Origin of the sequence: Pseudoalteromonas sp. SG44-8 (assembly GCF_014164125.1) — a bacterium.
In the GTDB taxonomy this organism is placed as follows: domain Bacteria; phylum Pseudomonadota; class Gammaproteobacteria; order Enterobacterales; family Alteromonadaceae; genus Pseudoalteromonas; species Pseudoalteromonas rhizosphaerae.
This window is the reverse complement of the sequence record NZ_JACJEQ010000028.1, coordinates 41,139-53,812: the sequence shown is the minus strand read 5'-3', so window position 1 is coordinate 53,812 and position 12,674 is coordinate 41,139. Positions and strand designations below refer to the sequence as shown.

The following is a 12,674-nucleotide window of genomic DNA, read 5'->3' as shown; positions in this document are numbered from 1 at the left end:
TTTTTGTCAACACTTAATTTTAAACTTTCTTAAAAATCTAAACTTAAGTTTTACTAGACTAACTGATTAACTCTTGCCTCGCTAAGCGTTGCTGTCTGCCGTCTCAGTGGGGTCGCATTATAGGGCGCGGCGAATTTTACGCAAGCGTTTTTATCATTAAATTCGCATTTATTTCATACCCTCAAGATACCCAAAAGAAACTTACACCTTACCCACAGAAACCTGTGGATAACCTCGTTTTTTTCATCGTTTCACTAAACTATCTGCTTTGCTTATGGTAAGTTGCCCGCTGTTTTTTAAACTCGTTCATTAGGCATATAACATGATAGATATAATAAATAGTATTAGTGGGCTGCTTTGGGGTCATATTCTCGTCTACCTATTAATAGCGGCAGGACTCTTTTTTACTATTAAACTCAAGTTTATTCAATTTGTTCAATTCCCCCACATGATTAAAGTCATGTTCAATTCTCGTCAGTGTGATAAAAACGGTATTTCATCTTTTCAAGCTTTTTGTACTTCCTTAGCCGCACGTGTTGGTACCGGAAATATGGCTGGTGTTGCTGTTGCACTGTATTTAGGTGGTGCTGGGGCTATTTTCTGGATGTGGCTAATTGCCTTAATAGGTATGGCAACGAGTTTTGCAGAAAGTACTTTGGCTCAAGCTTATAAGATTCGTGATGAACATGGTAATTTCAGAGGAGGCCCTGCTTATTATATGGAATATGGTTTGGGTAAACGTTGGATGGGGGTGGTTTTCTCACTCTGTTTGATATTGGCATTTGGCCTAGTATTCAATGCAGTGCAATCTAACTCTATAGCCGCTGCATTTAAAGTCGCTTTTGATATTCCAAACTATGTTGTTGGTTTAGTACTAGTCGTTGGCTCTGGCATTATTATATTTGGTGGCCTGAAAACTATTTCTCGCTTTGCAGAGTTGGTTGTACCATTTATGGCATTAGCTTACTTACTTGTAGCTTTATATGTGTGCGCTATTAATGCAGAGCAATTACCGACTGTATTTATGCGTATTATTAATAGTGCCTTTGGAATTGAGCAAGCGGGTGCCGGTGCGATTGGTTATGGCGTTATGCAAGCAATGATCCAAGGAATAAAGCGCGGCTTATTCTCAAATGAAGCAGGTATGGGTAGCGCAGCAAATGCGGCAGCGACTGCGACGCCAAATCCGCCCCACCCTGCCTCACAAGGTTATGTGCAAATGCTTGGTGTATTTATTGATACGGTTGTTATATGTAGTGCAACGGCCGCGCTGATTTTGCTCTCTGATCAATTAGTAGCTGACTCAGGTGTAACTGGTATTGCATTAACTCAGGCTGCTCTTGAAGAACATGTTGGAAGCTGGGGCACAATCTTTGTTGCGATTGCTATATTATTCTTTGCTTTTACCTCAATTGTTGCTAACTATTCATACGCAGAAACTAATCTATTATTCTTAGAGCATAATCATGAGCATGGTATGTTGATCTTTAGACTTATAGTATTAGGTATGGTGATGTTTGGCTCTGTGAGTGAACTGGGGTTGATCTGGACCTTAGCTGATATTTCGATGGGCCTCATGGCAATCGTGAATGTTATTGCACTGTTTATGTTATCAGGCGTGGTGATCTGGCTTGCGAACGACTACACCACACAGCGCAAAGCTGGCAAATTACCAACATTTGATCCAACCAAAAATACTCAGCTTGATCAAACCATCCCGAAAGGGATTTGGCATAAAAAGTAAATAAGCTTATTTACAATCAAAGAGGGAGCCTATGTGCTCCCTTTTTTGATCAAAATAATAATGCCTTAGTAGTTATTCAGATTTGCTATCACAAGCGTCTAATATATTCATCGCTAAAGCGCGGCCCTTATTGAGTGCTTTATAAATCTGGCTACAGCTTCAACAATGCTTCAGCGAAGCGCCACACAGGAGTGTTGCTCTGAATCTATTGGGTATGCATGCGGCTGCAATTGGCATAGTGACGCTTTACTGTTCTCAGCATTGGCCATTTATCAAGCGTCACCACAAAAGTAAAGCCTGCTGCTTTTTATACCAATCTGCCAAATTATGTGATCTAATTAGCGCACAGATACTTATCTACTTTTACTGAATTGAACTTAAAAGAATCCAAACAACTTTTAGTTTTATCACGTAAAGAGCCTAATGCAAGAAAACGCATACGCCTGCTTGCTGTTTCATTATTCTTTGAGGGTGGAAACAGAACGAATATTGCTAAGCGGCCAAATACAGCACGCGGCAGTGTCAAAAATGGATTTCAAACTACCTTAACAATTGAGTTGGATACGACAACACTGTCTATCTAATCGTGTATTTAGTGGTTATGAAGAAATAGTCGAACAGGTTTCGCAAGCGTGGAATAAATTCATCTCCGTCCCTGATACGGTTAAAATTATATGCTCTAGAGATTGGATCAAATTTACTTAATCTTTATGCAGATTGGTATTAGTGTTAGTTAAGCTAATTTCTCTGGCATCAATCAACAAAGTGATTTGCGTATATTTTGGTATTAAGATTGTCCGTACGCGCTATGGATAAAAGTTAAACGCATACAAAAGCTATAAGGTGAAAGTTTAATTTAATAGATAGATAAGCAATTTTGGGTATGTTTTTTTACGCTGTAGGTATAAATGAAGTAATAGTGAAGATAAAGTGGTGCCCGAGGCCGGACTTGAACCGGCACGACTTGTTAGTCGAGGGATTTTAAATCCCTTGTGTCTACCAATTCCACCACTCGGGCATCGAGTTTGCTAATTAAAGCGTGTGGAGTAATTATTTGGAGGCGGAACCCGGAGTCGAACCGGGGTAAACGGATTTGCAATCCGGTGCATGGCCACTCTGCCATTCCGCCTAAATGTAACAAATAATTTGGAGCGGCACACGAGGCTCGAACTCGTGACCTCGACCTTGGCAAGGTCGCGCTCTACCAACTGAGCTAGTGCCGCATAAAACTTTGTCAGTAATTTGTACGTTGGTGCGCGACTATGTCGCGGTAAACGTTCTGGCAACTGAGCTAGTGCCGCATAATTAGATATAATTCTTTCTAAGAAATATTTTTTATCGCCCTTAAATTACCTTGGTTGAGTAATTTAAAGTGGTGCCCGAGGCCGGACTTGAACCGGCACGACTTGTTAGTCGAGGGATTTTAAATCCCTTGTGTCTACCAATTCCACCACTCGGGCATCGAGTTTGCTATTTAAAGCAAGTGGATAAAACTAATATGGAGCGGCACACGAGGCTCGAACTCGTGACCTCGACCTTGGCAAGGTCGCGCTCTACCAACTGAGCTAGTGCCGCATCATATTAATTCTAATTACTACATTTTTAAAAGTTACATTTGGTATATGCAACTAAACCACAAAGTGGTGCCCGAGGCCGGACTTGAACCGGCACGACTTGTTAGTCGAGGGATTTTAAATCCCTTGTGTCTACCAATTCCACCACTCGGGCATCGAGTTTGCTAATTAAAGCGTGTGGAGTGTTGATTGGAGGCGGAACCCGGAGTCGAACCGGGGTAAACGGATTTGCAATCCGGTGCATGGCCACTCTGCCATTCCGCCTCAATACTGGGTAACCTTTGATAAACTGGAGCGGCACACGAGGCTCGAACTCGTGACCTCGACCTTGGCAAGGTCGCGCTCTACCAACTGAGCTAGTGCCGCATAACGCATGTAAGTATTAATATGTTTCATCGCAACCTTGTCGCGGTAAAACATTATAGCAACTTAACCAGTGTCACTTTGTTTATCTAGGGGGCTATGCCCTCTCAACACGGACGCATTCTACAGAGATTATTAAACGCGTCAATACAAAAAATGCTAGTTTTGAACTGTTTGATTATTTTTTATCTAAAACGGTGCGTTATTATACGTTTAGAGTCAATTTTTAGTCAATTCAGACCACGCTGCTATCAAATATTGCAGCATAGAAGTAACCGTTAAGAAGGTCGCAATGTAAAGTAAGCCATAACTTAAGTACATCATCCAACTATCGTATTGCCAAATGAGTCCAATAATAGCTAACATTTGCGCAGCAGTTTTAAATTTACCCATATTTGATACAGCTACATTACCACGCTTGCCTTGCTCTGCCATCCATTCTCGAAGTGCTGAGATAACAATTTCTCTGCTTATTATGATTAAAGCAGGAATAGTCATATACATTGATTGATAATAACTAGCTAAAGCAACCAATGCTGTACACACCATCACTTTGTCAGCAACAGGATCTAAAAATGCACCAAATGGCGTAGACTGCTCAAGCTTGCGCGCTAGATAGCCATCAAGAATATCAGTGATCGATGCAAGCCAGAAAATAAAAGCTGCAGCAAAGAAAGCCCATGAATAAGGCAGATAAAATACCACCAAAAAAATGGGGATAAGAAAAAGTCTAAATGTTGTGAGTGTGTTTGGAATATTCCACATAACTACTTGGGGATGTCTTTTTTTCTATATTCGCACGAAGGGCTAGCCCTTGTCATGCAAATGGTTAAATATCTTCTCAGCCATGTCAGAGCTGATCCCGGGTACTTGCTTTAATTGATCTATATTAGCAGCTTTTACTCCCTGCATGCCCCCTAAAAATTTTAATAAAGTTTGGCGTCGTACCGAGCCGATACCACCTATTTCTTCTAATAGTGATTGAGTGCGTTGTTTTTGCCGCTTATTACGGTGCCCTGCAATAGCAAAGCGATGTGATTCATCGCGAATATGTTGGATCAAATGTAGTGCTGGTGCATCTGAATCCATTGGGATTGTTTTCCGACCACCATCAATTAATAGTGTTTCAAGGCCTGGCCTACGACTGGTGCCTTTTGCCACACCGACTAACAGCGGCATTTTTGCATGTGGCCAATTAGCAAAATACTGCTCGGCACGAGAAAGTTGTCCTTTACCACCGTCGATAAAAATCACATCAGGAATTTTATCTTCGTCAACCAACTTGTTGTAACGCTTGTTTAACGCAAACTCCATTGCAGCATAATCATCACCTCCGGTGATCCCTGTGACATTAAAGCGTCGATATTCTTTATTATTCGGTCCTTGCGAATCAAACACCACACAACTGGCAACTGTGTTTTCTCCCATTGTATGGCTGATATCAAAACATTCCATACGATTAATATCATCAAGCCCTAACGTCGCTTTAAGTTGTGCGTAACGCTTATTAATCGAATCCTGAGTGCTTTGCTTCACGGTAATACTATTAAGCGCATTCTTATTAGCGAGCTGCAAGTATTGCGCACGCTCACCGCGTGTAACTGTTTTTAAAGTTACTTTGCGTTCACTCACTTGGCTTAATGCTTCACTGAGTACATCAATTTCATCAAGTGCAAATGGCAAAATAACTTCTTTAGCAATTCGCCCTGTTGCACCTGGCGCTAAATAATATTGCCCAAGAAATGAAGCCAGTATTTCTTGTGGCTGTGAATCTTTCGGTACTTTTGGAAAGTACGTTTTGCTACCGAGTACTTTATGATCGCGGATCATCAACAAATGAATGCCATTGAGGCCATTTAAATGAGCAAAACCCACAACATCCATTTCGGCATAATTACCTGATATCGATTGTTGCTCTTGCATTTTACGCAGTAGCATTATTTGATCGCGTACTTTAGCCGCTAGTTCAAATTGTAAAGCGTGGCTCGCAGCTTCCATTTTAGAGATCAACGCTGCGATGACTTCATGAGATTTGCCAGTCAAAAATTTACGTACAAAATCAACTTGCTGATTGTATTCATCGTCACTCACTTCATTCACGCAGGGTGCAGAACAACGTTTTAGCTGAAATTGCAAACAAGGTCGGCTGCGAACGCGATAATACGCATCTTCACATTGACGAACAGGAAATATTTTCTGCATTAACCGCAAACTTTCAGAGACAGCCCCAGCGCTTGGAAATGGCCCAAAATACTCGCCTTTTACTTTGCGGCTACCGCGATGAAATGCAAGTCTTGGATGTTTGTGAGCAGTTAATAAAATATACGGATAGGATTTATCATCACGCAGTAAAATATTGTAACGTGGCTGATATTTTTTTATTAAGTTATTTTCAAGCAGTAAAGCTTCGGTTTCAGTATTGGTTAAAGTGATGTCAATATCACTAATGTTACTGACTAAAGCGCGAGTCTTGCCATCCGTGACATTGCTACGAAAATAGCTACTAACACGTTTTTTAAGGTTTTTAGCTTTACCAACATAAATAACTTTATCATCACTATCAAGCATCCGATAAACGCCGGGTTCGCTTGATAGTGTTTTTAAGAAATGGGCGTGATCAAATTCTGCCATGGGGCAACACTAGTGGGCGCTGTCGATGTCGATCATCTTATGACGAATAGCCAAATGAGTTAATTCAACATCACCACCCACATTCAGCTTTTCAAACATTCTATAGCGATAGCTGTTCACTGTTTTAGAACTTAAATTAAGGCGTTCGGCAATGTCTTGTACTTTTTCACCTTTAGTGATCATTAACATGATCTGTAATTCACGTTCAGATAAACTCTGAAATGGACTTTCATCAGTACGACCCGTCACTTGCGCAAGGGCAATTTGTTGAGCTATTTCTGGTGCAATATAGCGTTGCCCTGCATTTACTGCGCGAATTGCATTAACCATTTCATCAGAGCCCGCCCCTTTGGTTAAGTAACCATGAGCGCCAATTTGCATCACTTTACTTGGGAATGGGTCTTCACAATGTACTGTTAGTACAATAATTTTCACATCAGGGCAATAGCGACAAATTTTCTTGGTCGCTTCTAATCCGCCAATACCTGGCATATTCATGTCCATTAGCACAATATCAGGAGAATGCTGACGGCAAAATTGTACCGCTTCTTCACCTGTTTTAGCTTCACCAATTACTTTAAACCCACGAACATCATCTAAAATACGTTTGATACCCGTTCGTACGAGCTCATGGTCATCAACTAAAAGTACATTAATCAATGGGACACCCTCATATAACCTAACAGCACGTCAATATGACAATTTAATTGGTCACACTAACACAGAAAATCTGAAACGATAACTCAATTATCGTTTCAGATAACTAATTTAAGATGGCGTTTTTTCACTGAAGCGGTCAACCCACAAAGCAATTACACCATCACCGGTAACATTACAGGCTGTACCAAAACTATCCTGAGCCAAATAAAGCGCTATCATTAACGCCACAGCACCTTCATTGAAACCGAGCATACTGGTTAACAAACCCAGCGCAGACATGACAGCTCCGCCCGGAGCACCCGGTGCGGCAATCATTACCACACCTAGCATCATAATAAACGGCAACATCCCAAATAATGATGGTACATCCATGTTTGGTGATAAAAACATCACCGCCATCGCGCAAGTTACGATAGTGATCGTTGAGCCAGATAGATGAATAGTCGCACACAAAGGTACAGTAAAGTTAGCAACATCTTCTTTTACATTATTTGCTTTGCTTGAGCGTAAAGACACTGGAATAGTCGCAGCACTAGACATAGTGCCTAAGGCTGTAAAGTAAGCTGGGAGCATATTTTTAATTAATTCAACTGGGTTGCGTTTTAATAAGATACCCGTACCGATATAAAGAATAGTCAACCATACCCAATGCATGATTAATGCAGCAATCAACACCACACCAAACGTTTGTAAGGTATCAACAACAGTGCCTGCAACTGTCATCTCAGCAAACACACCTGCAATATAAAACGGTAATGCTGGGATAATAACTTTTGCTAGCAAACCATCAATCACATCGCGGCCCTGATCCGATACTTTTTTCAAGGTCTCTAGCTCTAATTGGCTCATACCGATACCAAACACAAACGCTGTCGCAAGCGCAGTCATAACCCCCATCAATGGTGGGATCTCTAAATCAATAAAACTTGCCACTTCGGTGGCTATTTCAGCTTCGAAGGTTAAACCGCCATCAAATAACGGAATAATTGCACTAACAACCATCACTGCTAATGTGCCTGCAATAATGGTCGAACCGTAGGCGAAACCAACGGTTTTACCTAACAGATGGCCTGAGCCTTTTGGTAAACCAGCAATACCTGATGCTATAAAAAATAAAATAATTAGTGGAATAGTAAAAGTGATCAGTTGGCCAATTATTTCTTTTACCGTGTAAAGGAGTTCAACTCCCGTTAGTGGAACATATAAACCCACTAAAATACCGGCCAATATACCGGCAATTAATTTTAAGATTAACGTCATTGTCATCACTTCATAAATTTTGATGGGTGAGGTTTTAGCATGTTTTTAATTATATGTATCATAAAACCGCTCAACAACAGCCTGTTTGCACAAAATACAATCACTTTTAGCGTTAAACGCCCGTCTAATTTGTTCATTATAATATCTACTAGGCAATTCATTATGATCTAGCGCATATAAATTTTGGTCAGTATTTGTATCCCTAATAATCCTATGTCAGCATACCTGATAGTATTTTTGTTTTAATAACTATACATACAAGCTGTCGCTGTTTTTATTTCATTCAGTTATAAGCCGAATAGATATATCTTATAGCCAAACTTTACTTTAGTTTTTTTAATTCAGCAGTAAAGTGTCACTATTACAGATCGATTTACAATAAAAATCGGTCACGATTGAATAAATTGCACCTAAGGGAACATTATGTCTACTATTTTTGAAGATAACTCACTCAGTATTGGTAACACACCGTTAGTAAAACTAAACCGTGTAACGACAGGTAATGTTTTTGCTAAAATAGAATCTCGTAATCCTAGCTTTAGCATTAAATGCCGTATTGGTGCATCAATGATCTGGGAAGCTGAAAAATCAGGTGAGCTGACTAAAGATAAAGAGCTGATTGAACCAACTTCAGGTAACACAGGTATCGCTTTGGCGTTTGTTGCGGCCTCGCGTGGATACAAACTTACGCTTACAATGCCAAACACCATGAGTCTTGAACGTCGTAAGTTACTAAAAGCATTAGGTGCTAATTTAGTCTTAACAGATGGTGCTAAAGGTATGAACGGTGCGATCGCTAAGGCAAAGGAAATTCAAGCATCAGCCCCTGAAAAGTTTATTTTATTACAACAATTCGAAAACCCTGCAAACCCTAAAATTCACTTTGAAACAACAGGCCCAGAAATCTTTAATGCATTAGATGGAAAAGTTGATTTCTTTGTGGCTGGTGTGGGTACTGGAGGTACAATTACTGGTGTCAGCCGTTATTTGAAACTTGAAAAAGGCCTTAATGTAAAGTCAATCGCTGTTGAACCAACTAATTCGCCAGTGATCAGCCAAACACTCGCGGGTGAAGAAATTAAACCTGGGCCACATAAAATTCAAGGTATTGGCGCAGGCTTTATTCCTGGTAATTTAGACCTATCAATGATCGATGGTGTAGAGCAAGTGTCTAATGAAGAATGTATAGCAATGGCTCATGAGCTGATGAAAAAAGAAGGTATATTAGTTGGTATTTCATCTGGCGCTGCGGTTGTTGCAGCAAAGCGTATTGCGGAGTTACCTGAAAATGCAGGTAAAAATGTCGTAGTAATTTTACCTAGTGCAACTGAGCGTTATTTATCAAGCCCACTTTTTGCTGAAGAGTTTTCAGAGCAAGAGCTGGTTCAATAAGTTTAAATAGCTTTTGAAAAAGGATGCAAACTGCATCCTTTTTTATTATTTATTGCATTCACATCACTAATTCTTACCGTAAACTTTACATCTGCCGCATTTCGTCACACACTAAATCATCACTAATAAATCTATTTATCTAATGAAATCATTTATAACTCTTTGCACTGCTACATTTTTACTGCTAATGAGCGGCTGTGGAAATGAAGATTCACCAAAAGGTGAAAAAAATACTCCAGGAAATAGCGCAGCACTATTTTTTGATACGCTTTATAACGAAAACGACCTAAACAAAGCCAGTACTATGGCCACACCTAAAATGGCGCGGATCATGAACTCTTACGGCACCTCAAAACAATTTGCCCGCAATTTAGTCAACATGCAATACGATGATGTAGTAATTGAAGTTGATATGACTAATATGAGTTTAAGAGAACAATATGGCGATACAGCCAATATCAACCTTATTTTCACAGGCCACTTCAATGGGAATAAAGTTGATGATATGCGCAGCGTAAAAATGGTGCGTAAAAAAGGCAATTGGTACGTTGATAAAATAAATGCCGATCCATTTGCACGCTAACGCTTTATATTAAATATTTAGACCGCTTAAGAAGCCTTGCTCGCAGCAAGGCTTGTTAGTTTTCGCTATTACAGTTCACCTGGCTGATAATTATCTACCGCAATAGCCTGTTTGCGTAGGTTATTTGCAGCATGTAGCTTTTCGCCTTGCTCATCAGTTATTAACTGTTTTTCAAGCGCACTGTCGATTGCAGTTGCTATATTAGCATTACGGTTAAGTGTGCCGTCACGTTGCCATTTCTTCAATCGTTTGAAGGCGGCGCTGGTATCATGCATCGCTATAAATGCATTCTCCATCACACCAGTACCCGCTTTATCATCCACATAACATAAATGAGTTAAGCGGTTTCTAAATACCCCTGGTTGCGTCATATGCTCACAAATTGTTTGTGCAAGTTCATCACTTGGGCGCTGGTAATGATTACCAAGCGGAAATACAATACGTTTTAGGATGAAGTTAATAACCGGGTTTGAAAAGTTTTTGAAAAAACCGTCAAATGCTTGGCCAATTTCAAACAGTGACAATTCAACCGCATATTTTACGAACGGAAGATCAGCTTGTTGACGCCCCTCGTCTTCAAAACGTTTTAATACACAAGATGCTAAGTATAAGTGGCTTAAGACATCCCCTAAACGCGCTGAAATCATCTCTTTACGTTTAAGCTCACCACCAAGTACTAACATTGCCACATCAGTGCTAAAGGCAAGTCCTCGGCTCATACGCCCTAATTGCTTATAATATGAAGCAGTCTCACCACAAACGGGCGATTTTGCAAAATAGCTTCGCGTTAATCCATGTATAAAAGCCATACTCGCATTAGTAGCGGCAAATAAAATATGCTGCAGTAATAATGAATCAAATTCTTTTAACGCGAGATCGTCATCTTCCATTGCTGCGGCTTCCATTTCTTTGAGTACAAATGGGTGGCAACGAGTTGCACCTTGACCGAAGATCATCAGATTACGGGTTAATATATTCGCCCCTTCAACGGTAATTGATACTGGAATGCCCATATAACCGTGCGCTAAATAGTTATTTGGCCCCACTTGGATCCCCTTACCTGAATGAATGTCCATAGCATCATTCATTACCGTACGGCCCATCTCTGTCATATGATATTTGGCAATCGCAGTCACCACTGATGGGCTTAATTTTAAATCAATGGCTCCGGCAGTCATTAAGCGGCATGATTCAAGACTATAGGTTAGTCCACCAATGCGAGCCAGCGCCTCTTGCACGCCTTCAAACTGCCCGATAGAAACACCAAATTGTTGACGTACCATTGCATAGGCCGATGTCATACGGGCACATAAATGCCCTGTTGCACTGCTCAATGCTGGTAATGAAATACCGCGCCCGGCACTTAAGCACTCAACCAACATCCGCCAACCTCGTCCTGCCCCTTTTTGACCGCCAATGATCCAATCAAGAGGAATAAATACATCTTTACCGTAGGTTGTGCCATTCATAAACGCCATATTCAATGGATAATGGCGCTCACCCGTTTCCACACCAGGGTGATCTGTTGGGATCAGCGCACAGGTTATACCTAGCTCTTTATGTTTACCAAGTAATCCATCGGGATCATACATTTTAAAAGCAAGTCCAAGAACCGTTGCTACGGGTGCAAGCGTAATATAGCGTTTTGACCAATTTAATCGTAAGCCTACAACTTCTTGGCCTTCAAACTCACCCTTACACACTACGCCAGAGTCAGGAATACTGCCAGCATCAGAGCCGGCTTCAGGGCCTGTTAGAGCAAAACACGGCACATCATCCCCCTTCGCAAGTGAAGGTAACCAGCGCTCTTGCTGCTCTTTTGTACCATAATGTAATAGTAATTCCCCAGGGCCTAAGCTGTTGGGCACCATCACGGTCACTGCTGCTGTTAAGCTTTTAGTGGCGATTTTAGCTACAATGGTTGAGTTTGCGATTGCTGAAAACTGGCGTCCGCCAAATTTCTCGGGAATGATCAGCGCAAAGAAACCTTGGGTCTTTAGGTAATCCCATACTTCTTTTGGCAAGTCTTTATCTTTTTGCACAATGTGATAGTCATCAAGCATCGCCAACAGTGTTTCCACTTCATTGTCTAAAAATATTCGCTCTTTTTCGCTCAACTCTGGCTTTGGGTAGCTGTGAAGTAATTGCCAATCAGGATTGCCACTAAATAGTTCTCCATCCCACCACACGTCGCCCGCTTCCATCGCTTCACGCTCAGTTTGCGAAAGCGGCGGTAATACCTTTTTAAACATTTTAAATGTCGGGCGGCTGACGAGATTTAAGCGGATATCTTTAACCGCAAAAATAACTATCACCAACACCAGTAACAAAATAAACACTGACATGGAAACTATCCTTATTAATTAATAAAACAGATTGGCTTAATTATGACCGATCCTTTAATAAATACAATGCCACTATAAACTCGCATGGCCTGAGCTTAAGAGTCGGTTATTGATAAACTTTG

The 12,674-nt window shown here is 40.8% G+C and carries 8 protein-coding genes and 8 tRNA genes; 3 read left to right on the top strand and 13 right to left on the bottom strand.

Features of this window, described 5'->3' with window-relative positions:
• Positions 1-322 precede the first annotated feature (322 nt).
• The gene (locus H5163_RS17360; RefSeq protein WP_149983426.1) at positions 323-1,744 is read left to right on the top strand and encodes a sodium:alanine symporter family protein; all 1,422 of its coding nucleotides are present in this window, start codon (positions 323-325) and stop codon (positions 1,742-1,744) included.
• 931 nt (positions 1,745-2,675) lie between these two features.
• Here the strand turns inward: H5163_RS17360 and H5163_RS17355 are convergent.
• The 12 genes from H5163_RS17355 to H5163_RS17300 all read right to left on the bottom strand — a co-directional run bounded on the left by H5163_RS17355 (position 2,676) and on the right by H5163_RS17300 (position 8,232).
• Positions 2,676-2,762: transfer RNA gene (locus H5163_RS17355), tRNA-Leu, on the bottom strand.
• 37 nt (positions 2,763-2,799) lie between these two features.
• Positions 2,800-2,873, bottom strand: a tRNA-Cys gene (locus tag H5163_RS17350).
• A gap of 18 nt (positions 2,874-2,891) precedes the next feature.
• Positions 2,892-2,967: transfer RNA gene (locus H5163_RS17345), tRNA-Gly, on the bottom strand.
• Positions 2,968-3,117: 150 nt separating this feature from the next.
• Positions 3,118-3,204, bottom strand: a tRNA-Leu gene (locus H5163_RS17340).
• Positions 3,205-3,243: 39 nt separating this feature from the next.
• Positions 3,244-3,319 (bottom strand) — tRNA-Gly (locus H5163_RS17335).
• A gap of 66 nt (positions 3,320-3,385) precedes the next feature.
• Positions 3,386-3,472 (bottom strand) — tRNA-Leu (locus H5163_RS17330).
• A gap of 36 nt (positions 3,473-3,508) precedes the next feature.
• Positions 3,509-3,582, bottom strand: a tRNA-Cys gene (locus tag H5163_RS17325).
• A 26-nt stretch (positions 3,583-3,608) separates the two neighbouring features.
• Positions 3,609-3,684: transfer RNA gene (locus tag H5163_RS17320), tRNA-Gly, on the bottom strand.
• Positions 3,685-3,900: 216 nt separating this feature from the next.
• Positions 3,901-4,446, bottom strand: coding sequence for a CDP-diacylglycerol--glycerol-3-phosphate 3-phosphatidyltransferase (gene pgsA, locus H5163_RS17315; RefSeq protein ID WP_145242294.1), 546 nt, complete (start codon positions 4,444-4,446; stop codon positions 3,901-3,903).
• Between the two features lie 42 nt (positions 4,447-4,488).
• Positions 4,489-6,312, bottom strand: a complete 1,824-nt coding sequence (gene uvrC, locus H5163_RS17310) for an excinuclease ABC subunit UvrC (RefSeq protein ID WP_182735608.1) — start codon at positions 6,310-6,312, stop codon at positions 4,489-4,491.
• Between the two features lie 9 nt (positions 6,313-6,321).
• Complete coding sequence (gene uvrY / locus H5163_RS17305) at positions 6,322-6,972, bottom strand: UvrY/SirA/GacA family response regulator transcription factor (RefSeq protein WP_016707677.1); 651 nt, start codon at positions 6,970-6,972, stop codon at positions 6,322-6,324.
• 108 nt (positions 6,973-7,080) lie between these two features.
• Positions 7,081-8,232 (bottom strand): dicarboxylate/amino acid:cation symporter, encoded by a 1,152-nt coding sequence (locus tag H5163_RS17300; protein WP_182732226.1) that lies wholly within the window; start codon positions 8,230-8,232, stop codon positions 7,081-7,083.
• 423 nt (positions 8,233-8,655) lie between these two features.
• On the opposite strand from H5163_RS17300, the gene cysK reads away from it, so the two are divergent.
• Together cysK and H5163_RS17290 are read left to right on the top strand one after the other, a co-directional pair.
• The gene (cysK, locus tag H5163_RS17295) at positions 8,656-9,624 is read left to right on the top strand and encodes a cysteine synthase A (RefSeq protein WP_145242300.1); all 969 of its coding nucleotides are present in this window, start codon (positions 8,656-8,658) and stop codon (positions 9,622-9,624) included.
• A 187-nt stretch (positions 9,625-9,811) separates the two neighbouring features.
• A complete protein-coding gene (locus tag H5163_RS17290) occupies positions 9,812-10,207 on the top strand; it encodes a hypothetical protein (RefSeq protein ID WP_404936107.1) in 396 nt (131 codons plus the stop codon).
• 68 nt (positions 10,208-10,275) lie between these two features.
• Here the strand turns inward: H5163_RS17290 and H5163_RS17285 are convergent, their stop codons facing one another.
• Entirely contained in the window at positions 10,276-12,552 is a 2,277-nt protein-coding gene (locus tag H5163_RS17285) for an acyl-CoA dehydrogenase (protein WP_182735607.1), read from the bottom strand.
• Between the last annotated feature and the right edge of the window lie 122 nt (positions 12,553-12,674).